Genomic DNA, 25,577 nt, shown 5'->3' with positions numbered 1-25,577 from the left:
TTCACAAATTCATATAACTCAATCAAGTGAAATACTTATGAACAAATTACTGATCCTATCTCTAATATTTTTTAGTACGTTTTTATATTCTCAAAACAATATCATAATTGATGGAAATTTTAATGATTGGGAAAATATTCCAGTTATAGTTTCTGACTCAGCAAATAATGTTCACGATACTGATGGTTATGAAGAGGGCGGAGAACCGGCACAATTTTTAGATTATTCCGATGTTGATATTCTTGAGGTAAAATTTACCAACGATGAAAATTCACTTTACGGCTATATAAAATCAAAAGGAATTATTGGAAATACTTCATCAACTTCTCTCGGTCATACAAAAAGCGGAAGATATTATTTTATTTTTACAATTGATGTTGATGATAATGACACAACCGGCTATCCGCTTAGAGAAGGCGGGTATTACCCGGATAGTAAAGGTTACGATATGAATATGGAAGTTGAATTTTATAATGGCGAATATAACACAGGACATTACTTGAATCATGAATATATTTCTGAAGAAGATTATAATGCAAATTGGCAAAATGATCTCACTCAAGGAATTGTTAGACTTACACCAGGAACTTATGACTGGTATTCGCAGTGGGTTTTGTTTGAAGATTCTACCTATGTAGTAGTTGAAGATAAAGGTCCGATTTATTATGGAATTATAAAAATTGCTGTTTCGGAAAATGGAAACGAAGCGGAAATCTCTGCTCCTTTTTGGGGATTTCTAAAAACTCCGGATGGGAAAAATATTATTGATGTAAACCAGAATATTAAAGTTTCGGCTTCATTAGAAGGAAGCGGTGAACTCTCGGAAGAAGCATTAAAACTTGGTTATACAGCCGGAAGTAAATCTGTTTGGGGTTCAAACACTGCTGAATCATTTAATTATTTTATAAAATCTACAGCAGTCGCAATAAAGAATGAAAAAATGATTCCCCAGAAAATTGAATTATTCCAAAATTATCCAAATCCATTTAATCCAATTACAAAAATAAGATACACAATTCCCAATATGGAATTAGGATATATTCAGTCTGTAAAATTAATTATTTATGATCTTCTTGGCAGAGAAGTTGTAACATTAGTTAACCAAAAACAAAAACCGGGAATTTATGAAGTATTGTTTGATGCAAGTGAATTAAACAGCGGCATATATTTCTATAAATTAATTTCCGAAAAAATTATTAAAACAAAAAAAATGATACTGCTCAAGTAGGATAATTTTTGCAGTGTAAAAATATTTTTTATTTATTGTGCTCATATCAAATATAGATGAAAATAAAATTCTTCAAACGCAAAATTATTTTAGACATAAGGCCCCTCCATAAATAAAAAAAATCTATTTAGATTATACATAACTTCAGTCACTTTTATTTATTTTACTTTAGGAAATCTTATAAGCTATGTACAAAAATTAAATTTAGATTTTTAAGAAATTGCAAAATAAAATTATTCAACAAAATTTGGTTAAATAAAATTCAATAAATTCATACCCAAGAATCGGAAGGAGAATATTTATGAAATCGCAAAATGAAAATATCTTTAAAAGTTTGTTATTGATTATAATCGGAATGATGATTTTACCACTTCAAAATTTTGGTCAAGATGAAGGAAACCCAAAGTTAACAGAAGTTTGGAAACCGGTTCCGGCAATTGTAACTCCCGGAGAAAATAATTTACCACCATCTGATGCAATAATTTTATTTGATGGAACAAATTTAGACGAATGGGAAAATGTAAAGGGCGGTGAAGCAAAATGGCAATTGGGTGAAGGAGCAATGACCGTCGTTAAGAAAGCGGGAAGTATTCGCACAAAAAAATCTTTCGGTGATTGCCAGCTTCATATTGAATGGAAAACTCCGGAAAAAGTTGAAGGCGATGGACAAGGAAGAGGGAACAGCGGAATATTTCTTCAAGAAAGATATGAAGTTCAAGTTTTAGATTCTTACAATAATGTAACTTATTCCAATGGACAAGCAGGAAGTATCTATAAACAATTTATACCTTTGGTTAATGTTTGTAAAGCTCCGGGGGTTTGGCAGACGTATGATATTTTTTATTCAGCACCAAAAATTAAAGAAAATGGTGAAGTTGAAAAACCCGCATTTATTACGGTTATTCAGAATGGTGTTTTAGTTCAAAATCATGTTGAATTAAAAGGAACATCAGTTTATATTGGCGAACCAAAGTATGAAAACCATAAAGAAAAAGAACCTATTTCATTGCAGGATCATGGAAATCCGGTTAGCTATAGAAATATTTGGATAAGGGAATTATAGGATCACCTAAATTATTTTTGTTAAAGTTAATGGAAACTAAATGAAAAATAAAAAAAAGTATTTCATATTTCTTTTATTGATTATAGTTCTGTCTTGCAAATCTGAAGAGAAAAACTATAAATATGTTGGACCTCAATCCGACGGGTGTTATTTAGTTCCAAGCAATCAATTACTTAGACCGGAAGGAACACAAATTTATTTTCCCGGAAGACCAGTCGATTTGGATTTGAGTAATGATGGCAAAACCTTAGCAGTATTGAATAAAAGTTCTTTAGAAATAATAAGTGTTGATTCTCAAAAAGTAATTCAAACATTACATATTGGCGGTGGAGCTTCATTTAACGGAGTGAAGTTTACAACTGATCAAAAAAATATTTTTGCAAGTCAAGCAAGAGATAGAATTTTAATTGCAAAATTAAATGATGAAAATATATGGCAGTGGGAAACATCAATATTATTTAATGAACCTAAAATCGGCGGTCATCCGGTTCCAGGCGGATTTGATTTTTCAAATAAAGAAGAAGAACTTTTTGTTCCGTTAAGCAGAAGTAATTCAATTGCCGTTGTTAGTATGAAAGATTTTTCAATGACCGAAATATCAGTTGGAATATCACCTTACCAAGTTTTAGTATTTTCAGATGTAAAAGCTTATGTTAGTAATTGGGGAGGAAGAAAACCAAAATTAGATGAGCCAACTTATGAATCTTCAGGAAGTGAAGTTTTGGTAAATCCAAAAACCGGAATTGCAAATAACGGATCGTTATCAATAGTAAATTTAAAATCCGGTAAAGAGGAAAATATTATAGATGTAGGCTTGCATCCAACTGGAATGGTATTAAGTCCCAATATGGAATTTTTATATGTTGCTTGCGCTAACAGTGATTTCATTTCCGTAATTGACACAAAGACTGATAAAGTTGTAAATGAAATAAATGTTAAAATGAATAAAGATTTACCATTTGGAAGTGCGCCTAATTCACTTACAATTTCTAAAGATGGGAAAAAACTTTTTGTTGCTAATGGAACCGATAATGCAATTTGTGTAATAGATTTAGAAAATCCCAAAAACGAAAAACACTTTATTCCAACTGGATGGTATCCGGGAGCAATAATTCTTGATAATGACGAGAAAAAATTAATTGTAGCAAACACTAAGGGAGTTGGATCAAGAAATTTAGAGAAGGATGCTAAAGGTTATAATTCGCATAACCATCTTGGTTCGGTTTCAATTATTCAATTGCCTAATAATGAAAAACTACTTGAACTAACCGAAATTGTTAAGGAAAATAATTCTTATTCTAAAATGTTTAATCACATTAATAGTAAAGAAAAAATGGACGATATTGTTGCAGTTCCGCAATTGCCAGGACAAAAATCTTTTTTTAAACATGTGATTTATATTATTAAGGAAAACAGAACTTACGATCAAGTTTTTGGGGATATGCCGCAAGGAAACGGAGATACATCTCTCGTTCATTTTGGTAGAAATGTTACGCCAAATCATCATGCCTTAGCCGAAGAATTTGTTCTTCTGGATAATTTTTATTGCAGCGGAATTCTTAGCGCTGACGGACATCAATGGACTGATGAAGCTTATGTTACAGATTATCTTGAAAAATTTTTTGGAGATTTTCCACGCAGTTATCCTTACAATGGAGGTGATCCAATTGCTTATTCACCAGCCGGATTTATTTGGGATAATGTTTTAAATCACGGTTTAACTTTTAGAAATTACGGCGAATTTGTTGACGCAATTATTGAACCAAACACAGCAACATTTACAGATATTTATAACGATTACAAGAACGGAACAAATAAAGTTAAATTTCGTTCAAAGGTTAATCTTCCTCAAATTGAAAAATATACATCCGAAAATTTTGTGGGATTTCCGGAAACAATTCCAGATGTTTACCGCGCAGCAGAATTCATAAGAGAATTTAAAGAATTTGAAAAAAATAATAATCTTCCCAATTTTATTATTATGCTTCTTCCAAACGATCATACTTCCGGAACGAGACCGGGATTACCAACTCCGCGTGCGGCTGTCGCAGATAATGATCTTGCACTTGGACAAATTGTTGATGTTATTTCGAACAGTAAATTTTGGAAGGAAACTTGCATCTTAGTAACGGAAGATGATCCGCAAGACGGTCTTGATCATATTGATGGACATAGAACAGTTGGATTAGTTATCAGTCCTTACACAAAAAGGGGAGAAGTAATATCCACAAATTATTCACAAATTAATATGTTCAGAACAATTGAAAATATTTTAGGTATTCCTCCACTAAATCAATTTGATTTAGCTGCAGAACCAATGAGCGATTGCTTTACAAATAAACCGGACTTTTCGACTTACAAAGCAAGAAAAAATAATATTTCATTAGATGAATTAAATCCGTCACTTTCTGAAATTACCGGAGAACAATTATTTTGGGCGCAGAAATCGTTAGAACAAAATTTAGAGAATTATGATAGAATTGATGAAGATACATTTAACAGAATAATTTGGCATTCAGTTAAAGGATATAAAATTCCATATCCCAAAACAAAATTGCAAAATTGATTTTGGGAAAATGAAAGCAAATAAATTTTATATAAATATTATTTCACAATCATAAAAAATAATTGGCTTATGCCATTAAATATTTGCCAATATTGAAAAAAATACATAATTTGCTTTTACAATTAGACAAACGATTGTCTTTTCAAATAAATAGTTCTTATCGTAAATGTTTAAAAAGGTTTTCACATTTATCACTTCAAATTAAATAAAGAGGTTAACGAATGAAAAAGTTTCTTCTCCTATCTACATTATTCATTATGTCTTGCAGTTCTCATTGTGTTAAAGAATGCGATTCCGACTGGGTTTCACTTTTTAACGGAAAAAATTTGGATGGTTGGTTCGTAAAAGGTAAAGCAATGTGGGATGTTAAAGATGGAATTATGATTGGTGATGGCGGAATGGGTCATATTTATACAGATGCAGTTGCTGCTGATTTTGAAATTAAGGGGGCATTTAAAATTAGTGATAAAGGCAATAGTGGATTGTATTTCAGAGCAAATCCTCCGGCAGATAATCCGGATAATTGGCCGGCTGGATATGAAGCCCAAATCGATAATCATCAAGATGCACACACAGCTACACTTTGGAAACCCGGTAAACCAACGGCACAAGCTAAAAAATTAATTACAAAAGATAATGAATGGTTCACAATGAAAGTTAGAATGGTCGGAACTCAAATGCAGATTTGGATTAATGATGAATTGATGACAGAATACACGGATTCAGATTATGCAAAAGGTCACTTTGCAATTCAAGGACACAACCCGGGACAAATAATCGAAATAAAAGAATTAGCTTATAGAGATTTAAGTAAAAAGTAAAACTTACTTAAATAATTTTGGGAGAATTTATGAATGCTGAGTTGCGCGAAAAATTAAGCAAGTATTTAGATGTTACAACAGATTATTTAAATAATAATCTAATTCCATTTTGGGCTGAAAGAGCCGTTGAGCCAAAATTCGGCGGATTCCAAACAAATTATGATAGAAACGGTAATAGAACCAACGTTACGGAAAAATCTTTTCTTTCACAATGCAGAAGTATTTTTACAATTTCGCATGCAATGCGTTTAGGTTTTAATTGGCCAAACGGAATAGAGGCATTAAAACAAGGTATCGATTTTCTGTTTAAACATTTTTATGATGAAGAAATCGGCGGATTTTATTGGATTGTTGAAGAAGACGGAACTCCAAAAGATGTAAATAAAATTATTTACGGACACTCGTTTTTAATTTATGGACTTTCAGAATATGCACTTTTAACCGGAGATGAGTTTGCTAAAAATGAAGCAATAAAAGTATTTAATTTACTACAAGAAAAAGTCGCTGATAAAATTAACAAAGGATATTTTGAACATTTCGACCGCTTCTTTAAAATCAAAAGTTCAAGAGGTGATATAAGTGTTCATAAATCACTAGACGTTCATATGCATTTGATGGAAGCTTATACAACTTTATATGAATTGACTAAAGATGAAAATCATAAAAAAGCTTTGGAAGAAGTAATAGAATTAATTTTTGATAAAATGATTGATTCGGAAACCGGGACTGGAATTTCCATGTTTACACATGATTGGAAACCAATTGCAAATGTTGAACTTGAAACAGTTTGGGGACGTGATAGATTTGATGAAAATGGAAAATCCACTGATATTACTTCTTATGGTCATAATATTGAACTAACCTGGTTATATTTACTTTCTCAAGATATTTTAGGAATTCCAAGAGAAAAAAGTTTAAATAAAGTTCTCCCAATTTATGAACACACATATAATAATGGAATTGATTGGAAATTTGGCGGAATATATGTTGAAGGAAGAAGAATTGGCGCAGTAACCGAAGTCACAAAAGAATTTTGGCAGCAAGCAGAAGCAATGGTTGGATTTTTAGATGCATATTTATTAACAAAAGATGAAAAATATTTAAATGCTTTTTTCAATGTACATGATTTTGTTTTTACTAAAATGATAAATTGGGAAAAAGGTGAATGGTTCGCTTTACTTGCGGAAAATGGTGATGTTATTTGGGATTATATGGGAACAAGCTGGAAAGTTTTTTATCATACTGTAAGAGGTACTTGTCAAGTTATTAAGAAATTAGAAAAATGCATTAATAAATAAATTAATTTTACAGATTAAACTGGAGAATTTACAATGGGAGAAAAAAATTCAAGTGGAATGACAAGACGCAAGTTTATTGGAAATGTAACAATGACTACTGCGGCTTTTTCAATTATTCCCAGACATGTTTTAGGCGGTAAAGGTTATGTTGCTCCAAGTGATAAATTAAATATCGCAATAATTGGAGCAGGTGGAAAAGGAAGATCAGATATGTGGACAGTTGCGGCAACTGAAAATATTGTTGCACTTTGCGATGTTGACGATAGAAAAATTGATGAGACTTTAACAAAAACTAAAGAGGAAAATAAACCTGAACTTTTGGAAGTACTCAACAAAATACCAAAGTACAGAGATTTTAGAGAAATGCTAGATAAACAAAAAGATATTGATGCGGTAACTGTCAGTACTCCGGATCATACACATGCGGTTGCAGCAGCCTATGCAATGCGCAGAGGTAAACATGTATTTGTACAAAAACCTTTAACTCATTCGGTAAAAGAAGCAAGAATTTTAAATCAAATTGCGAAAGAAACCGGTGTAATTACTCAAATGGGGAATCAAGGTCATGCCCAAGAAGGAATTAGACTAATAGCTGAATGGCTGGCTGATGGTGCAATTGGACCAGTAACAAAAGTTGATTGTTGGACAAATAGACCAGTTTGGGAAACCGGAATGGAACGACCAACTGAAATCCCTTCTGTACCAAGAGATATTGATTGGAATCTTTGGGTGGGCCCAGCAGAATTTCGTCCATATCATCCTTCTTATATGCCATGGAGTTGGAGAGCTTGGTGTGAATTTGGTACCGGAGCATTAGGTGATATGGGAGCACATATATTTGATATTCCATATGAAACTTTAAAACTTGAATACCCAACAATAATTGAAGCAAGCTCAAGTAAATTTAATGGCGAAAGCTGGCCTGTTGCAGAAATATTCCATTATCATTTTCCTGAAAGAGGAAATTTGCCAGCAGTTCAATTAAGCTGGTATGATGGCGGAGTTATGCCCCCAAGACCCGAAGAATTAGAACCCGGCAGAAGAATGGGCGACGAAGACGGCGGAGTTATGTTTTATGGTTCAAAAGGCAAAATTATGTGTGGATGTTACGGAAGCAGTCCAAGATTAATTCCGGAAACAAAAATGCAAGAATATAAACAACCGGAAAAAACTATTCCTCGATCACCGGGAATTCATGAAGAATGGGTTGAAGCAATTAAGAAAAATGTTCAGGCTACTTCTAATTTTGAATATGCATCAAAACTTGTTGAAACAATGATGCTTGGAAATATTGCAATTCGCATGGCTGATAAATTCGATAAATTAGTTTGGGATGGTGAAAAAGGTGAAATTACAAATATTCCCGAAGCTAATGAATTTTTAATTAGAAAATATCCTGCTGGTTGGGAATTATAATTGTAAGAATATAAAATTATTTTAAATCACTATTAGTTTATAGGAGTGTAATCTTATATGAATACACAAAATATTAATTCGAAAAAATTATTTCTAATGAGTTGTATTGCGCTAATTGTTACGGCAATTAGTTTTGCACTTAGAGCAAGATTGGAACCAATATTTATGACCGATTATGGACTTACCGCAACGGATATTGGGTTTGCTTTTGGTCCGGCATTTTATGGATTTACAATTTCAATGATTTTATTTGGTTCCTTTGTTGATTCGTGGGGAATGAAAAAAGTGTTAACAATGGCTTTCATTCTACATTTTATTGGAATTACGGGAACTATCTTCTCTAGCGGAATGTGGAGTTTATTTTTTTCAACTGCCGCAATTGGTATTGGAAATGGTGCAATTGAAGCTGCATGCAATCCTTTAGTTGCTTCTTTATATCCCAAAAATAAAGCAACAATGCTTAATAGATTTCATGTTTGGTTTCCCGGTGGAATTGTTATTGGAAGTTTGTTAGCATATTTTATGCTTGATGTTATAAACTTAAATTGGAGAATTTACGTTGCAGTGCTATATATTCCTTTAATTATTTATGGATATATGTTTTTAAAAGAAAACTTCCCTCAAACGGAAAGAGTTACATCCGGTGTAACAACTTCTGAAATGTGGAAATCTTTATTAAAACCTATTTATATATTCATGGCTTTTAGTATGCTTTTAACTGCTGTTACGGAATTAGCAACTCAACAAAGAATTAGTACACTTTTAGCAGACGCACATGCAGTTCCAATGCTTGTATTAGCATTAACAACAGGTTTAATGGCATTAGGAAGAGCGTTTGCCGGACCAGTAGTTCATAAATTAAGTACATCCGGAATGTTATTGTTTTCTGCAGTAATGTCATTTATTGGTTTGCAATTGTTAAGTAATTCTGATGGAATAATGGTTTATTTCTCAGCAGCAGTATTTGCTGTTGGTGTTTGTTTCTTTTGGCCAACTATGTTAGGTTTTGTAGCCGAAGAGATTCCGGAAAGTGGGGCATTAGGTCTCTCAGTTATTGGCGGACTTGGAATGTTTTCGGTTTCTATTGTACTTCCAATAATGGGAGTATTTATGGATACAGGAACTCAAGGATCTGAAACACTTAGATACATGTCAATTCTTCCGGCAATTTTAATTGTGCTTTTCAGTTTATTATATTTTAAATTTGGAAGAAAGAAAAAAGTTCAAGCAAGTTTATAAGTAATTTGTATAAAAAAAATAGAGATTAAAATGAGTAGAAAATTAAAAATGGGAATGCTTGGCGGAGGACCCGGAGCATTCATTGGAGAAGTTCATAGAAAAGCTGCAAGAATGGATGGAAATGTTGAAATTGTTGCCGGAGCTTTTGATATTGATCCAATTAAATCTCACCAAATGGGGAAAGAACTAAATTTAAATTCAAATCGTGTTTATGATAATTATCAAAAAATGATTGAAGGCGAATTAAGTCTTCCCAAAAATGAAAGAATTGATTTTGTATCAATTACTACTCCAAATAACTGGCATTTCCCAATGGCAAAAGATTTTCTAAATGCCGGATTTCATGTAATGTGCGAAAAACCAATGACAATTTCAGTTGATCAAGCTTTGGAATTGGAACAAATTGTAAAAAATACTGGAAAAGTTTTTGGACTAATGCACACATACACCGGTTACCCAATGGCAAAACTTGGTAAAGATTTGATTAAAAATGGCGAACTTGGTGAAATTAGAAAAGTTGTTGTAAGATATCCGCAAGGATGGTTAACTAACGCAATTGAGAAAACCGGACAAATGCAAGCTTCTTGGAGAACTGATCCCAAACAAACCGGTGCAGGTGGAAGTATTGGCGATATTGGTATTCACGCTGCAAATTTAGCTGAGTATTTTACTGGTTTAAGAATAACGGAAATTAGCGCCGACATTACATCATTCGTTGAAGGAAGACCGGTTGATGATGATGCAAATGTTTTGTTGCATTTTAATAATGGAGCAAAAGGAGTTTTATTTTGCAGCCAAATTTCTGTAGGTGAAGAAAATGATTTAGCAATTTGGATTTATGGCACAAAGAAAAGTTTGGAATGGCATCAAGAGGAACCAAATTACCTCCATGTAAAAGATGGTGATAATCCAATGCAAGTTTGGAAAAGGGGAAATCTATACGTCGGTAATTTTAGTAAAGCTGCAGCACGAGCTACAAGATTACCTTCAGGTCATCCGGAAGCATTATTAGAAGCAATTGCAAATATTTATAATAATTTTGGCGATACAATTCGACTAAAAGAATATAATCTTGAGGTTGATTTGGAATTGATTTCTGATTTCCCAAATGTTGATGATGGTGTGAGAGGAATGAAATTTATTGATGCTGTAATAAAAAATTCCAAAGGAAATGAGAAATGGACTTCAATTTAAAATTTGTTAAGGAGTTTTAAAATGGCAAGATCAATAACTTTATGTACTGCTCAATGGGCAGATATTCCACTTGAAATTTTAGCAAAAAAAGTTAAAGATTGGGGATATGACGGAATTGAATTAGCTTGCTGGGGCGATCATATGGATGTTTTTCGTGCAGCAACAGATCTAAATTATTGTGAATCACAATTAGATATTTTAAGAAAAAATGGATTAAAACTTTTTGCCATAAGTAATCATTTGGCTGGGCAGCTTGTTTGCGATTTAAATAATGATGATCGTTCAGATGGATTTGCTCCAAAAGATTGTGCTGGCGATGCAGAGAAAAAAAGAGCATGGGCTGTTGAAGCAATGAAGAATTCTGCAAGAGCAGCAAAGAATTTAGGAATTGATGTTGTTAATGGATTCACCGGATCTTCAATATGGCATATGTTTTATAGCTTTCCTCCGGTTTCTCCGAAAACAATTGAAGAAGGATTTTCTTACTTTGCAAAAATGTGGAATCCAATTCTTGATGTTTTTGATGAATGCGGAGTTAAATTTGCTCTTGAAGTTCATCCAACAGAAATTGCTTTTGATATTGTGACTGCACAAAGAGCAATTGAAGTAATCGGTGGAAGAAAAACTTTTGGTTTTAACTTTGATCCAAGCCATCTTCACTGGCAAATGGTTGATCCGGTTATGTTTATTCATGAATTTTCGGATAGAATTTATCATGTTCATATGAAAGATGCGGCAAGACAACTCAATGGAAGAAATGGAATTTTAGCTTCGCATTTAGATTTTGGTCATAAAGATAGAGGTTGGGATTTCAGATCTTTAGGTCACGGTGGAGTAAATTTTGAAGAAATTATCAGAGCATTAAATCATATTAATTATAACGGACCATTGTCTGTTGAATGGGAAGACAGCGGAATGGAACGTGAACACGGTGTAAAAGAAGCTTGTGAGTTTGTTAGAAAAATTGATTTCAAACCATCAAACGTAAAATTTGATGCAGCATTTGACGATAAGTAAGATTAATTAAATAATGTAGTTTTAAAAAGCTATTTACTCAAATTTAGAATAATTGATTAAGTAGCTTTTTTATTTTTTAGAATAATCATTTATAATTTTTTCAAATGGAAATTTCAATAATAATACCAGCGTTTAATGAAAGTAAAAAAATATCTATTGATATTTTGGCGGCGGATAAATTTTTATCTGAGCAAAATTTTATTGGTGAAATAATAATTGTTGATGACGGAAGTTCAGATAACACATTTCAAATTGCAAATGACAATAAAATTAAGGTTAAAAATTCATTTAAAGTTATACAACTTTTTCAAAATGTTGGAAAGGGCGGAGCAATTATTGAAGGTATAAAAAATTCAAAAGGGAAGATAATTATTTATGCAGATTCCGGTTTAACAGTTCCATTTGAAAATGCCATTGTTGGTATTGATTTGATAAAAAATAATCAATGCGAAATTGCAAACGGTTCAAGAAAAATGAAGGGATCAAAAATTATTAATGAACAAGATTTAGATAGAAAAATTATATCAAAAATTTTTGGTTTTGCAATAAAATATTTTTTGAAAATCCCCAAAAATCTTACAGATACTCAATGCGGATTTAAAGTATATAATGGTGATGTTGCAAGAAATTTATTTCCAAAATTAATTACAAAAGGATTTTTATTTGAGATTGAATTAATTCTTTTAGCTCAAAAGGAAAATTTTAGAATCCTTGAATTTCCGGTAGTTTGGTCTTGCGATAGAGACAGTCGATTAAGTATTGGTAAAAGTTCAAATAAAATTATTGCAGATTTTATTTATCTATATAAAAAATTTATCTGCAGAAAAATTATTTGAAATAAAAATATCCTCTTTTTTTAATACGGTTGAATCTTTCAAAATTATCATTCCGCTTATAAAATTATTAGTATTACAAATTTCCGTAATTTCGTTTTCATTCATCAACATAAAAGCTGTTGACATTGCATCTGAAATAGTTGCAGATTCCGACAAAACCCAAGCAGCGGTTCTGTCATTATTGGGCAAAAGTGATTTCGGATTAATAATGTGGTTCTCTTTTTGTTTTCCGGATCCGCTTAATGAAGAATTTTTAAGTAAAATTTCTGCAATTGTTTGCAAATTATTATTTGGATTGCTTACTGAAATTAACCATCCATCGGAATTGTTATTCTTACCAATTGTTTTAACAGAGCTTCCACCGCCGTGAATTAAGGCATTTTCAATATCCCATTCAATTAATAATTTTGCTGCCAAATCAATTGCATAACCTTTACCAATCCCGCCCAAATCAAAGCTGATATTTTGATTTAATTTTTCTATGGTAAAATTAGGTTCATCCAAAACAAAATTATTAATTCCAAAATCAGAATTATTTTCAACCGATATTTCGTTTCCAGAAAATTTATTTTTCCAATGATCAATTACATTTCCGGCTGTTATATCAAACAATCCATTGCTTATTTCAAAAATTTGTTTTGCAATCCATATGCATCCAAAAGTTTCAAAACTTAATTTTATTTTTTCACCAACTTTGGAATTATTGATTTTAGATATATCAGTATTGGGTCTAAATCTGCTGAATTTGTTTTCTAATTTATCAATTTCCGAAAACACATTTTGTGCAGCTTGCTCTGCATATTTTTTATCTTCTAAATCAATAATAATTTCAAAAACTGTTGCCATTGCTTCATGTATAAAATGATGTAAATTATTTGAGTCATTTTTAGGAAAATTGATCATATAAAATTTTACTTTGTATGATTATTTAAAGTTCGTAAATATTTTTCATGTAAACTATTTCTTACTATACCAATAATCTCAACATTTGGTCTTATTGTTGTGTAATCATTAAAAAGGGGAACATACAAATTTATTTTTCCAGGCTCGGGAAGAGAATATAATTTATTTATTATTTCTTCTTCAAAATCTGGAGTAGTAATAATTATTTCAAAATGATGAATATCGTTAGGTACATTTTCATTCCAAGCAATATTTTTAATTTTTCGCAAATACCAAGGTAAAGGCCAATAATCATTGTTTTTAGAAATTACATTTACAAAGATATTTATATTTGTCGAATCACTTTCTGCAACTTTAATAATATTTTCCGAAGCAGAAATTACATCCGGAGTTGGCTGCGAATATGTAAAAGGATTTCCCAGTTGATATGGGAATTTGAAATTTGTTAAATATGTCTGAAAAATATTATGAGATACAATTAAAAAAATAAAAGATACAATAAGAGTTTTTTGATTTTTCTTTGATATAATTAAATATGACGAATAAATTCCAAATGAAGAAATAAACAAAAATCCAATCCAAAAATTTAATGCAAGCCAAGGAGTTTTATAAGGTATAATAATGTAAACGATTGCTTGAATTAAGCTAAACCAAAATATGAATCTGAAAAAGTAATTTTGCAAAAAATATTTTTTAGAAAATAAAAAATAAATTCCTATCAAATAAAAAATGAATAATGGAATTTCTGTAAAAATTACTAAATCATTTTTTGTGAAAAGTAAAAAACTAAAATAATAATACCAAGGTTGGATATGCTCCGTATTATTACCAGCTTTGCCAAAATAATTTGTAAAAGTTTTTAATGAGTCAAGAATTCCATTTGGATTTGTAAAAAATGATGAATAAAATAAAATTGAAACAATTATGAAAATTATTAAAAATAATATTAGATGATTTTTGTTAATTCTAAATTTCGATTTTAATTTTTTGTTAAAAAAATTAAGAATTATGAACGATGCAAATCCGGAAAAATAAATTATTATGCTCGTTTCTTTTGTCGTAAAAATTAGTGAGCAAAATATTGCAGATAAAATTATCCACAATGTTTTTTTTGATTTAAAATATTTATAGAATGTTATAATTGCTGAATAAGAGAAAGTAACCAACATAGATTCTTGAATATAATATCTGCTGTAAAAAACAAATATTGGTGAAATAGAAATTAAAATTCCAATAAGCAAAATCAAAAATTTATTCATTTCTGATTTAATAGAAATTAACAGAATAATTAATATTACTGAAATTATAGCCGGAACAATTCTTAATGTAACTTCATTTGTATCGGATAATATTTTTTCATCGAAAATTTTTGCAGAAATTAAGGAAAAGTAATTTAAAGTTGGACCATGATATTCTATTGGATCATAAATATATTTTCCGGTTTCAAGTAATTCACCGAATTTTATTGCGTGGACGGCTTCATCTGTATGGAACGGACGATTATTTAAATCAAATAATCTTAAAAAGAGGGCAAAAAAAATGACGATCACAAAAATGTAACCGTCATTTAAATTGGATAATATTTTTCTATTTTCCGTAAACTGCAACTTCTATATAATGATTTAAATCGTTACTGTTATTTCCTTTACTGTAACATCTAACATATCTTGCTTTTTCACCTTTTGCATCAATTAATTTACCTTCTGCAGTTTCTACATAATGCCAATCGGTTCCTTTGCCTTGTTTGCTTGAGTTATCAAGATCATTGTTAAAAATTGTTTTTACACCTTTTTTAAAATCTTTATCATTCGAAAGTTGAACAACAACATCAAAATAAACTCTTGGCTGTTTATGAAAATGCCACAATACTAAGGCATAAATATTATATTCTTTTTCTAAATCAATTGTTACATGTTGAGTAAAAGGTCCAAGTTCAACAAAATTACCTTCGTCGCCGTCTTTTTCACCATCAGTTAAATAATCAACTTCACCAATTATTGGCATATCATCTGTGCTTACGACTTTTTTATTTAAGGCGAGATTTTTGGTTCCTTCCGGAGCTAAAAATGGAGGTCTTGGTTTACCCAATGGTTTTTCTAATTTATCGATTGTCATATTTGTTGGTGTTCCAACAAACATTGCTTTTGGAAGATCAATTTTTATAGGAACCATTTTTTGAGAAAAAACATTTGTAGCAAATAATCCCAAAAATAAACTTGCGAAAATAAGTGTACTTAATTTGTTACTTTTCATCATTTTTATTAACTCCAAAGAAATTAAAATTTCAAAATTATTTTAATTCATTTCTGAATTTAGTTGCTAAATATCCACTTTGTAAAACTACCAAAATAAACATGAGCAAAGTAGAATATCTATGAATTTCTAACAAAATATTTTGACCTTCAGTTCCAAATAACGGAAACATATTTAAGATAATTGAAATAATTGCCGGTAATGAAAAAATTGCAATCAACCAGAATATTAATTTTAAATAACCATCATTATTAAATTTTGGCAAATTATTTTTTTCAATTTCATTTTGATAAATAAAATCACTTTTGGCAAATTGATTTGAATGCGCAAATAAAACAATTGTTATTGCTAATGAAATTGCAAAAAACGGTGCAAATGAAACATGAATCAATAGAAAAATTCCGCTTAAATTTTCGCCAATAATTATTGCGGGTAAAAATGCAGAAATTGCCATTACGAGAAATAGGGAAGTTGTAATTGTGTAAAAAATATTTTTAATTATTTTAATTTTTTGTGCGAACAATTCATTTTTTAGAGAAGAAATATTATTAAATAAATTTTTGAAATTGGAGAAGAATTTTTTAAATAAATCAGAAATTGTGAAACCGTTTTTCTTCCCAAAATTATAAAGCCAAATTAATGATCCAACAATCAGCAGAAATGATAAAATTCTAAACATAAAAATTATTTATCTCCATAAGAATTATTACTGTTGGAAAAAATAAAACTTGAAATTGATCTAATTCCAAACACAGCATAACCAATAATTACTATAAAAATTATAATTGCCGAAAAAATAATTATAAACTTTAGAAAAGGTCTGAAGAAAAAAGTTAATGAAAATAAAGATTGATAAATTTCATTATTGTTTTGAAAACTGCTTGCGGAAATATTTTTCCCTTGCTGTGAGAGTAGAGAACTTTCAACATCAATATTACTTGTAAAAAAAGCAGATGACATCGAATGGCAATCGCTGCAACCGTTTATTCCAAGTGCTTGCGAAGCTGGTCTTACAGTGTGAGCAATTCTCCAAGTAAATCCATTTACAAAATATTCTTCATTAACAAGATTTTTTCCATCAACTTCAAAAATTTTACCGCCGGTAATTAAAACCGGTTGGCCTTTAAAAAGTTTTGCACTTTTAATCGAATCCAAAATTGAAATAATTAAACTCTCTTTCACACTTGGCCAAGTTCCAAAATTATAAATTGAATCCAAAGCTAACATTGGTCTGATATTTTGCTCGACAAATTCAATTGGTAAAGGTGAAATTTTTGCGGAGCTATCTTTAATTCCCCAAAAAGATGGAAATATTAAATTTCTCGGTTCAATTTTATTGGAATTATTTTCTGTAAAAATATTTGTTAAAATATGCGGAAAAACATCCAGTGATTTATTTGTTCCGTGCATTCCCAAAAAATGTGCGCGTGAAGTTTTGATCATATTGGGTTTATTAGTTGGCCAGGTTCCGGAATGACAAGTTGTACAAGATAATCTTTCGAAATGAATTGGCGGAATTCCCAAATGTTGTGGAATTGGTGCGCCTAAATTTCCGTTAACCGGTTTTCTATCATTTGAATTTGGAATATGACATCCTTCACAAGTAAACGAATTTGACTGCGGAATTTTTGAATCGGAAATCCCTTTCATCATATTATGATCTAAGCCATTTCGGTGACAATCAATACAATTTAATCCGGCTTTAAGATGAACGTCTTCTTCATTCTTCCAATTTGAATGAATATTTTCATTAGCAACAATTGAGGAATGGCAATAATAACAATTATCATTCGGAATTTTTTTTGAAACATTAAAATAAATTTTATTTGCAGAATTAAATTTCGTTGAATCATATTTTAAAGTCGGCGGAACTGAAGACCTTTGATCAATACTTTGAACGGTTGTTAAATTGTACATATCATAATTATTAGGCATTTTTGAAGCGTTGCCTTTAAATTCAGCAAAACTAGTACTTGCAACAGCCGCCCACTTATAATTTTGTTTTCTAATATTTGAAGCATATTCGGCTTGATCATAAAACGGATCTGTATCATGACAAATCAAACAATTTACTTCTAATTTACCCGAGACATTCCATCTCATAAAATCTTTAGGATTTTCAAGACTATCTAATTCACTAATATCTCCGCCGGGATAATATGGACCAAAGCGAAATAAAAATTCCATTGGTGATATATTTAATTCATCCGGAGAAAAAGTTCCTTTTTGTTTTTTATAAGAAAGTGGAATTATTGTTAGGGTTGTTGGATCAGTATAAATCCATGGCTCATGAGTTTCTAAATCAATTTTATTTGAATCATTATAATTAAAATGAAACCCATCGCTAATTACTTTGTAATTATGACATTCATTTGCACAAGTATTTTTTGTAGAAAATGGAATTCCATATTCATATTTTGGATCAATTGAGTTTCCGTCATGATCAACTAAATTCAATAAATGTACGGGATGTAATTTACTGCCGTCATTTACATCACCAACTTTACGATCTTGAGGAGTAATTTTAGATGCATTAATTAAAAATAAAAATATTATAAAGTTTAATAAAAGTTTGAAATTATATTTCATAAATTATATCTAAATTTTAAATTCGGATGGATTAAAATTAATTTCACGTTTAGCTTGAATTGCTTCGTTAACTTTTAAAACAGCAACGGCAGTTTCATAACCAACTTCAACCGGACAATTTAAAGTATCTTTCCCTCTAATTGTATTAAAGAAATTTTCCAAATGAGGTTTATGATATGGATCATTAAATTGAATTGGTAATGAATATTTTGGCGGCGCAGCAGTTTCACGAACATCTAAAATTGCCGCAGTATTTTCCTTTTTTGCATCTTCTTTTGGTGCATCAAGTAATCCTTTTGTAACCCATTGATCCCAAAGAGGAGCGTTGGCTTCTTTATAAACTCCAACTCTTCCGGCAGATTCTGAAATTGTTAAAGCTCCTTGATCACCCATAAAAGTTTCAAAATATCCTTGGTTGCTATTTGTAGTAATTGTTTGATAAAAAGCTCTTACAATTCCGCTCGGTGTATTATACTTAAAGGTTGCTAATACTGTATCATACCATTCATGTGTACTTTTTTCATAATAATCAGTTCCGCCGCTTGCCATTACTGAACTTGGAGGAACACCCAAAAACCAAGTGTAAATATCAATTTGATGTGAGCCTAAATCTACAATTGGTCCACCGCCTAATTTTTTATACCATCGCCAATTTCTATGTTCTTGCATATTATTATAACCGTATTTACTTAGAATATGGTTTGGAATAGGAAATTTTTGCGGCCAGCCATTATCCGGCTGAACAGATCTATTCCATTGACCATTTACGGTTGTAATTTTACCAAGAAGTCTGGCATCTTTTATCAAATTATTATATGAATGCAAATAATACGGATTGCTTCTTCTTTGATGGCCGACTTGAACAATTTTTCCGGTTCGTTTGGCAGCATTAACTATTTGACGTGCACCTTCTAAAGTATTTGCCATCTCTTTTTCTAAATATACATGTAATCCAGCTTCCATAGAATCAATAGAGTGACGAGCATGCCAAAAATCCGGAGTTGCAACAATTACAGCATCCAAGTCTTTTTCTTTTGCTAACATTTCTCTATAATCAATATAACCATTTGCATCATGACCAAATTTTTTAAGTAATCTTGTTGCACGAGTTAAATGATAATTTTCCCAAATATCACAGACTGCTTTAAATCTAATATTTGGAATTTTTAGACATGCATCCATTAAAACTTGACCTTCAGCTCCGGCACCAAGTAGTGCAACATTTATATCATTGCTTGATGATTTTTGACCTGAAGTTTTAATATAAGGTGCAACAAACAATCCAATGCCAACTGTTGCTGAAGTTTTAAGAAAATCTCTACGAGAAAATCCAGAATTATTTTGATCCATAATATTTTATTTTTTAGTTAAAGTTGAATTAAAATATTTTACATTTCCCAACCTTGGGGATATTTTTTTGTCAGCAATTCATTTGCTTCATCCATGTTTGTAAACTGACCTTTTTTACCATCATATTCCAAAATTGTATTTTTTTCTTTCAATTTAATAGCAACATTTCCAAGTAACATTGTTTCTGTTAATTTTGCACTATATTCAAAATCAGTTGTGCTTTTTGTACCATTTTTAATTGCTTGAATCCATTCTTCATAAATGCCTGGGGATCTTAATAAAGTCTTCTTTGGCATATCAAAATTCTTCATTGCTGTTTCGGGGATTAAACGTGGACTTTCTCCATAACTATCATGCATAAGTTTTCCATCAGATCCATAGTAAATGCAAACTCCAAGTTTTCTTCCGGGTTCCAAATCTTCTGGTCTAGGAGGCATAAGCCCGCCATCATACCAAACTATTTTAACCGGAGCTCTTCCATCTTTTTCCGGGAATGTCCAAGTTACAATTGAGGAAACGGGGAAGGTTTCTTCATTAAATTCGGATGATGTAGCTTGAATTGTGTCGGGAAAATCAAGATTTAAAGCCCAAAATGGTTGATCTAAAATATGAGCACCCATATCACCAAGTGCACCGGTTCCAAAATCCCACCAGCCTCTCCAGCTAAATGGATGATAAGCTGGATGATATTCTCTATATGGTGCAGGTCCAAGCCATAAATTCCAATCTAAATAATTTGGTAATGATGGAATTTCTTCAGGTTTTTTTATTCCTTGCGGCCAAATTGGTCTGTTTGTCCAAGTATGAACTTCGTGAACATCACCGATTGCACCGTCTGCAATCCATTCATTTATTAATCGTGCACCATCACTAGCATGTCCTTGATTTCCCATTTGAGAAACAATGTTATATTCTTTTGCAGCTTGAGCAAGTTTTCTTGCTTCATAAACTGTATGTGTTAATGGTTTTTGAACATAGACGTGTTTACCAAGTGTTATTGCAGTATATGCTATTATAGCATGTGTATGATCTGGGGTACTAACAGTAATTGCATCAATATTTTTTTCTTTTTCTAAAAGAACTCTGAAATCTTTGTAAAATTTTGCGTTTGGATATTTAAGTCTTGTTTCGGCTCCTCTTACATCATCAACATCACAAAGAGCAACAACGTTTTCATTTTGCATTGCTTCTGAATCTTCAACACCTTTTCCGCCAATTCCTATGCATGCAATATTTAATTTATCACTTGGTGCAATATAGCCTTTTCCACCTAAGACATGGCGAGGTATAATTGTAAATGCAGCAGTTGCGAGAGCGGTTCTTCCAATAAAACTTCGCCTTGAAATTCCATTTTTTGAATCATTACTTGTTAAGTCTTTCTTATCCATTTTAACTCCTATGTGTAAAAGGAATAATTTATTGTATGAAATTTTGTGATTATTTAACTTAATTATTAAGATAATCTAAAACTAAAAAAAATGTTTGATATTTGTTTATGGAATTAAATAAAAATTTAGTTTATTTTAAGAACAATCGTTTTACTTGCAATATAATATTTTTTTTTTATTGCCTCAACATTTTTAAGATTTATTTTTATCACAAAGTAAAATAATTTATTTTATTATTAGTTAATAATTTTTTATTCAGATTCCGGAGAGATTTAATGAACGTAAAAGTAAGATTAGGTATTATGATGTTTCTTCAGTATGCAATTTGGGGGGCATGGTACGTAACGGTTGGAAATTATATGAACGCAATTGGAATGACTTCGGTAATTCATTGGGCTTATACTGTTAGTCCTATTTCAGCAATAATTTCACCGTTTTTTTTGGGAATGGTTGCAGATAGATTTTTTGCAACTGAAAAAGTTTTAGGCGTTTTGCATATCATTGGCGGTATTTCAATTTTATTAACTCCGTTTGCCGCTGAAACATCACCAACGCTTTTCATCTTACTTTTGTTAATTCATATGTTAGCATACATGCCTACTGTTGGATTAACAAATTCATTAGCATTTGCAAATCTTAACAACCAAGAAAAAGATTTTCCCGTAATCAGAGTTTTCGGAACCATCGGCTGGATTATTGCTGGAATATTTGTGAGTAAAATTTTGGGCGCTGATGAATCTTCACTTCCGTTAACAATTGCCGGTATTGTAAGTTTACTTATGGGCTTTTTTAGTTTTACACTTCCACATACTCCACCTCCGGCAAAAGGTGAAAAAACTTCTTTTAGAAAAATTATAGGTATTGATGCGATAAAAAGATTAAATACAAAATCTTTTACAATTTTTATTATAAGTTCATTCTTAATTAGCATTCCTTTGGCTGTTTATTATGCATATGCTCCTGTTTATATAAATGAAACCGGAATTGAAAATCCTGCTTTTGTTATGTCATTCGGACAAATGTCAGAAGTAGTGTTCATTCTAATTATGCCGATGTTATTTCCAATTTTAGGTGTAAAAAAAATGTTGCTTACCGGAATGGCAGCTTGGGCATTACGTTACTTTCTGTTTGCATTAGGAGCAGATGATTCAATTGCATGGATGATAATTTCGGGAGTAATTTTACATGGAATTTGTTATGATTTCTTTTTTGTTGCCGGATTTATTTATGTGGATAAAACTGCTCCAGTTGATATTCGTGGACAAGCTCAAGGGTTTATCATTCTTGCAACATATGGTTTAGGAATGTTAATCGGATCGCAAATTGCCGGTATTTTATTTAATAATATTATCACCGGAAATAATTTAATTGAATGGCAGAATTTCTGGTATATTCCAGCTATTTTTGCTGCAATTGTAATGTTATTTTTTGGATTAATGTTTAAAGAAAATAAAGCTTAAAATTTTTAGAAAAATTTTAAAGGAAAAAATATGGTAAAAAAAAGATTAGGTGTTGGAATAATTGGAACCGGATTTATCGGAAGATTTCACATTCGTTCATGGGTTTCTGTTCGTGACGGAGATATAAACGGAATTTTTGATAAAAATATTAATTCTGCAAATGAAGCCGCAGCATTGGTTAAACAGTTAAAAGTTGGCGAACCACAAGTTCATAATTCAATAGCTGATTTAGTTGCTGATCCGAATATAGATGCGGTTTGGATTTTAACTCCAAATTTTACGCGACTTGAAGTTATGGAAGAAATTGTAAATGCAATTGAATCTGGGAAGGGCGAACTGATTGGTGTAGCATGCGAAAAACCTTTAGGAAGAAATGTTTATGAAGCAAAAAAAATGTTGGAACTTGCTGAAAAAGTAAATTTATTAGACGGATATTTAGAAGATCAAATTTTTGCTCCAACCACAAATAGAGGTAAACAATTATTGTGGTCTCGAGGAGCAAATGCCGGAAGACCATATTTAGCAAGGGCAGCGGAAGAACATAGCGGTCCACATATGCCTTGGTTTTGGGAAGGTTCATTACAAGGTGGAGGAGTATTAAATGATATGATGTGTCACTCCGTTGAAGTTGCGCGTTATTTGTTAACAGAACCCGGAAAACCGCGGGAAAGTTTAACTCCGGTAAAAATAACTGCACATACAGAATGTTTAAAATGGCAAATTCCAAAATATTCTCAAATTCTTTCAAAAAATAGCAATGGAAAAGTGGATTATCAAAACCGACCTTCTGAAGATTATGCTCGTTCAGTAATTGAATATAAAGATGAAAACAATGATAAAATTATTGTTGAAACCACAACTTCTTGGTGCTATGTTGGAGCCGGTTTGAGATTAAGTATGGAAGTTCTTGGTCCCGAATATTCTCTTTCTATAAATTCGCTTGATACAGATATGAAAATATTTTTAAGCAGAGATATTCAAGGTAAGCAGGGAGAAGATTTGGTAGAAAAACAAAATGCCGAAGTTGGCTTAATGCCGATTGTAAGTAATGAAGAAAATGCATATGGTTACGATGTTGAAAATAGGCACATGGTACAATCTTTCCTAAATGGAAAAAGACCTGAGGAAAATTTTAGCGATGGAGTGAATGTTACAGAATTATTAATGTCAGCTTACAAAAGTGCTGAAGAAGAAACAACAATTAAATTTCCTCCGCCGGATTTAGATACTTTTGTTCCAAAAGTTGCTAAAGGCGAATGGAATCCAAAATTAAAAAAATAGAATGGAGATTTTATGAAACAACTCAAATATGTGACTTTATTATTATTTCTAATTTCATTATCAAATATTTTTTCACAAAAAAAATTAAATGATGTAAAAGAAGAAGTTATGAAAACAAATTATTCTGATGTAAGAATTAAAGAAATTCCTGCGGCAATGCAATGCTGGACATTTAGACAACTTTCGTTTATGGAAACTTTAGAAAAAGTTAACAAATTAGGAATAAAATATCTTGAAGCTTTTCCTGGTCAAAAATTATTCGCAAACAATGATGAAAAAACAATGCGTCCAGGAATGAGTGAAGATGATATGAAAATGGTTAAAGATAAACTTGCAGAATACGGAATTACTTTACGTGCATTTGGTGTAACTAATTTTGAAAACAATGAAACCGATGCAAGAAAAACTTTTGACTTTGCAAAAAAAATGGGAATTAAAGTCATAATGTTAGAGCCTAGTTATGATGATTATTCAATTGTTGATAAAATGGTAAAAGAATACAATATAAAAGTTGGAATTCATAATCATCCGCAGCCTTCAAAATATTGGAATCCCGAAACTGTTATGAAAAATGTTGATGGTCTTGATTCGAGAATTGGAATTTGCGGAGATACCGGTCATTGGCTAAGAAGCGGAATAAATCCTCTTGAAGCTTTGAGATTATTTAAAGGAAGAATTCATAATGTTCATCTTAAAGATTTAGATAAAGCCGGTGTTAAAGAAGCTGAAGATGTTCCATTCGGTTCTGGCAAAGTTAATATTCATGATATTTTAGCTGAGTTAACACTTCAAAATTACAAAGGAACTTTTTCTATCGAGCATGAAAGGGAAGATGAACAACCTGATCCAAGTTCGTCAATAGCTAAAGGATTGGATTATATTAAAAGTATAACTTATTACAAAGGTTTTACAGAAGTTCTTGGTTCAAATGATAATGGAAAATACAATAAACATGGTTGGAACCATTATGGTCCTGGATATTTTGATTTGGATGAAAATACGGGTGTTCTTACATCAAGCGGTGGTATGGGATTATTTTGGTATAGCGTAAAAAAATATGATAATTTCGTTCTTGATTTAGAATATAAATGTTTGGCTCCTCAAACAAATTCCGGAATATTTTTTAGAGTACCGGAAGTTGTTACAAGTGATGATTATATATATCATTCTTTTGAAATTCAAATTGATGATGATGCCGATCCAAGTCATAAAACCGGCTCTGTATACGATGCTGAACCAGCTAAAGAAGATGCAGTGAAACCAACCGGTGAATGGAATCATTACAGAATTACAGTTGTTGGAAATAATATAAAAGTAGAACTTAATGATGTTTTAGTAAATGATTGGAATGCCGAACCAAGAGGTAAAATTAAAGATTTTTCTTCCTCCGGTTACTTTGGATTGCAAAATCATGATAGCGATGCAAGAGTTTCTTTTAAAAATATTTTTGTAAAAGAATTAAAATAAAACTGCATAAGAATTTCTTAAAGACTCAATTTCGTATTGAAGTTGAGTCTTTAAAAATTATCAACTTAAAATCCTTCCCAAATCTGACATCTAAATTTTAACTTATATTCTTTATAAAATTTTTTTGAACTAAATGTAAATTGATTTTTATTCAGAAAAATATTTTTCAAAAAAATCATCTCAGATAAAAGAAAAACTGTAAAAGGGG

20 protein-coding genes are annotated in these 25,577 nt (G+C 31.1%); 13 read left to right on the top strand and 7 right to left on the bottom strand.

Annotation, left to right across the window (positions count from 1 at the left end; all coding sequences use genetic code 11):
• The first annotated feature begins 37 nt into the window (after positions 1-37).
• From IPH62_17050 to IPH62_17005, 10 genes are all read left to right on the top strand, one after another.
• A complete protein-coding gene (locus IPH62_17050; protein MBK7106983.1) occupies positions 38-1,228 on the top strand; it encodes a T9SS type A sorting domain-containing protein in 1,191 nt (396 codons plus the stop codon).
• A gap of 355 nt (positions 1,229-1,583) precedes the next feature.
• Positions 1,584-2,291 carry a DUF1080 domain-containing protein gene (locus IPH62_17045; GenBank protein ID MBK7106982.1) on the top strand — a complete coding sequence of 236 codons (708 nt, stop codon included), beginning with the start codon at positions 1,584-1,586 and terminating at the stop codon, positions 2,289-2,291.
• A 40-nt stretch (positions 2,292-2,331) separates the two neighbouring features.
• Positions 2,332-4,857, top strand: a complete 2,526-nt coding sequence (locus IPH62_17040) for a hypothetical protein (protein ID MBK7106981.1) — start codon at positions 2,332-2,334, stop codon at positions 4,855-4,857.
• Between the two features lie 221 nt (positions 4,858-5,078).
• Positions 5,079-5,678 (top strand): DUF1080 domain-containing protein, encoded by a 600-nt coding sequence (locus IPH62_17035; GenBank protein MBK7106980.1) that lies wholly within the window; start codon positions 5,079-5,081, stop codon positions 5,676-5,678.
• A 29-nt stretch (positions 5,679-5,707) separates the two neighbouring features.
• Positions 5,708-6,976, top strand: a complete 1,269-nt coding sequence (locus IPH62_17030) for an AGE family epimerase/isomerase (GenBank protein ID MBK7106979.1) — start codon at positions 5,708-5,710, stop codon at positions 6,974-6,976.
• A 33-nt stretch (positions 6,977-7,009) separates the two neighbouring features.
• Complete coding sequence (locus IPH62_17025) at positions 7,010-8,392, top strand: Gfo/Idh/MocA family oxidoreductase (GenBank protein MBK7106978.1); 1,383 nt, start codon at positions 7,010-7,012, stop codon at positions 8,390-8,392.
• Between the two features lie 57 nt (positions 8,393-8,449).
• Entirely contained in the window at positions 8,450-9,631 is a 1,182-nt protein-coding gene (locus IPH62_17020; protein MBK7106977.1) for an MFS transporter, read from the top strand.
• A 30-nt stretch (positions 9,632-9,661) separates the two neighbouring features.
• Positions 9,662-10,825 carry a Gfo/Idh/MocA family oxidoreductase gene (locus tag IPH62_17015; protein MBK7106976.1) on the top strand — a complete coding sequence of 388 codons (1,164 nt, stop codon included), beginning with the start codon at positions 9,662-9,664 and terminating at the stop codon, positions 10,823-10,825.
• 21 nt (positions 10,826-10,846) lie between these two features.
• Positions 10,847-11,842, top strand: coding sequence for a sugar phosphate isomerase/epimerase (locus IPH62_17010; protein ID MBK7106975.1), 996 nt, complete (start codon positions 10,847-10,849; stop codon positions 11,840-11,842).
• A gap of 104 nt (positions 11,843-11,946) precedes the next feature.
• The gene (locus IPH62_17005; GenBank protein ID MBK7106974.1) at positions 11,947-12,678 is read left to right on the top strand and encodes a glycosyltransferase; all 732 of its coding nucleotides are present in this window, start codon (positions 11,947-11,949) and stop codon (positions 12,676-12,678) included.
• Here the strand turns inward: IPH62_17005 and IPH62_17000 are convergent.
• Genes IPH62_17000 through IPH62_16970 form a run of 7 tightly spaced genes read right to left on the bottom strand, consistent with a single transcriptional unit; the run spans position 12,643 to position 21,161 of the window.
• The gene (locus IPH62_17000; GenBank protein MBK7106973.1) at positions 12,643-13,581 is read right to left on the bottom strand and encodes an FAD:protein FMN transferase; all 939 of its coding nucleotides are present in this window, start codon (positions 13,579-13,581) and stop codon (positions 12,643-12,645) included. The two genes, IPH62_17005 and IPH62_17000, sit on opposite strands and share 36 nt — an antisense overlap.
• An 8-nt stretch (positions 13,582-13,589) precedes the next feature.
• A complete protein-coding gene (locus IPH62_16995; protein MBK7106972.1) occupies positions 13,590-15,131 on the bottom strand; it encodes a TIGR03663 family protein in 1,542 nt (513 codons plus the stop codon).
• Between the two features lie 37 nt (positions 15,132-15,168).
• The gene (locus IPH62_16990; GenBank protein MBK7106971.1) at positions 15,169-15,834 is read right to left on the bottom strand and encodes a hypothetical protein; all 666 of its coding nucleotides are present in this window, start codon (positions 15,832-15,834) and stop codon (positions 15,169-15,171) included.
• A 37-nt stretch (positions 15,835-15,871) separates the two neighbouring features.
• Positions 15,872-16,513, bottom strand: a complete 642-nt coding sequence (locus IPH62_16985; GenBank protein MBK7106970.1) for a hypothetical protein — start codon at positions 16,511-16,513, stop codon at positions 15,872-15,874.
• Positions 16,514-16,518: 5 nt separating this feature from the next.
• Positions 16,519-18,423 carry a hypothetical protein gene (locus tag IPH62_16980; GenBank protein ID MBK7106969.1) on the bottom strand — a complete coding sequence of 635 codons (1,905 nt, stop codon included), beginning with the start codon at positions 18,421-18,423 and terminating at the stop codon, positions 16,519-16,521.
• Positions 18,424-18,432: 9 nt separating this feature from the next.
• Complete coding sequence (locus IPH62_16975; protein ID MBK7106968.1) at positions 18,433-19,773, bottom strand: Gfo/Idh/MocA family oxidoreductase; 1,341 nt, start codon at positions 19,771-19,773, stop codon at positions 18,433-18,435.
• 38 nt (positions 19,774-19,811) lie between these two features.
• Positions 19,812-21,161, bottom strand: coding sequence for a Gfo/Idh/MocA family oxidoreductase (locus IPH62_16970; protein ID MBK7106967.1), 1,350 nt, complete (start codon positions 21,159-21,161; stop codon positions 19,812-19,814).
• A gap of 275 nt (positions 21,162-21,436) precedes the next feature.
• On the opposite strand from IPH62_16970, the gene IPH62_16965 reads away from it, so the two are divergent.
• The 3 genes from IPH62_16965 to IPH62_16955 are packed head-to-tail and all read left to right on the top strand — an operon-like array spanning position 21,437 to position 25,369.
• Positions 21,437-22,621 (top strand): MFS transporter, encoded by a 1,185-nt coding sequence (locus IPH62_16965; protein MBK7106966.1) that lies wholly within the window; start codon positions 21,437-21,439, stop codon positions 22,619-22,621.
• Between the two features lie 30 nt (positions 22,622-22,651).
• Complete coding sequence (locus tag IPH62_16960) at positions 22,652-23,902, top strand: Gfo/Idh/MocA family oxidoreductase (GenBank protein MBK7106965.1); 1,251 nt, start codon at positions 22,652-22,654, stop codon at positions 23,900-23,902.
• Between the two features lie 12 nt (positions 23,903-23,914).
• The gene (locus IPH62_16955) at positions 23,915-25,369 is read left to right on the top strand and encodes a DUF1080 domain-containing protein (protein MBK7106964.1); all 1,455 of its coding nucleotides are present in this window, start codon (positions 23,915-23,917) and stop codon (positions 25,367-25,369) included.
• Positions 25,370-25,577: the final 208 nt, after the last annotated feature.

The organism is Ignavibacteriota bacterium, assembly GCA_016708125.1.
Lineage (GTDB): Bacteria > Bacteroidota > Ignavibacteria > Ignavibacteriales > Melioribacteraceae.
The sequence above is the reverse complement of the archived record's forward strand: the minus strand, read 5'-3'. Positions and strand labels throughout refer to the sequence as shown.

Coding starts and splice junctions, on each gene's coding strand:
- IPH62_17050 (MBK7106983.1), top strand. CDS start 38: ATGAACAAATTACTGATCCTATCTCTAATATTTTTTAGTACGTTTTTA.
- IPH62_17045 (MBK7106982.1), top strand. CDS start 1,584: ATGATGATTTTACCACTTCAAAATTTTGGTCAAGATGAAGGAAACCCA.
- IPH62_17040 (MBK7106981.1), top strand. CDS start 2,332: ATGAAAAATAAAAAAAAGTATTTCATATTTCTTTTATTGATTATAGTT.
- IPH62_17035 (MBK7106980.1), top strand. CDS start 5,079: ATGAAAAAGTTTCTTCTCCTATCTACATTATTCATTATGTCTTGCAGT.
- IPH62_17030 (MBK7106979.1), top strand. CDS start 5,708: ATGAATGCTGAGTTGCGCGAAAAATTAAGCAAGTATTTAGATGTTACA.
- IPH62_17025 (MBK7106978.1), top strand. CDS start 7,010: ATGGGAGAAAAAAATTCAAGTGGAATGACAAGACGCAAGTTTATTGGA.
- IPH62_17020 (MBK7106977.1), top strand. CDS start 8,450: ATGAATACACAAAATATTAATTCGAAAAAATTATTTCTAATGAGTTGT.
- IPH62_17015 (MBK7106976.1), top strand. CDS start 9,662: ATGAGTAGAAAATTAAAAATGGGAATGCTTGGCGGAGGACCCGGAGCA.
- IPH62_17010 (MBK7106975.1), top strand. CDS start 10,847: ATGGCAAGATCAATAACTTTATGTACTGCTCAATGGGCAGATATTCCA.
- IPH62_17005 (MBK7106974.1), top strand. CDS start 11,947: ATGGAAATTTCAATAATAATACCAGCGTTTAATGAAAGTAAAAAAATA.
- IPH62_17000 (MBK7106973.1), bottom strand. CDS start 13,581: ATGATCAATTTTCCTAAAAATGACTCAAATAATTTACATCATTTTATA.
- IPH62_16990 (MBK7106971.1), bottom strand. CDS start 15,834: ATGAAAAGTAACAAATTAAGTACACTTATTTTCGCAAGTTTATTTTTG.
- IPH62_16985 (MBK7106970.1), bottom strand. CDS start 16,513: ATGTTTAGAATTTTATCATTTCTGCTGATTGTTGGATCATTAATTTGG.
- IPH62_16980 (MBK7106969.1), bottom strand. CDS start 18,423: ATGAAATATAATTTCAAACTTTTATTAAACTTTATAATATTTTTATTT.
- IPH62_16975 (MBK7106968.1), bottom strand. CDS start 19,773: ATGGATCAAAATAATTCTGGATTTTCTCGTAGAGATTTTCTTAAAACT.
- IPH62_16970 (MBK7106967.1), bottom strand. CDS start 21,161: ATGGATAAGAAAGACTTAACAAGTAATGATTCAAAAAATGGAATTTCA.
- IPH62_16965 (MBK7106966.1), top strand. CDS start 21,437: ATGAACGTAAAAGTAAGATTAGGTATTATGATGTTTCTTCAGTATGCA.
- IPH62_16960 (MBK7106965.1), top strand. CDS start 22,652: ATGGTAAAAAAAAGATTAGGTGTTGGAATAATTGGAACCGGATTTATC.
- IPH62_16955 (MBK7106964.1), top strand. CDS start 23,915: ATGAAACAACTCAAATATGTGACTTTATTATTATTTCTAATTTCATTA.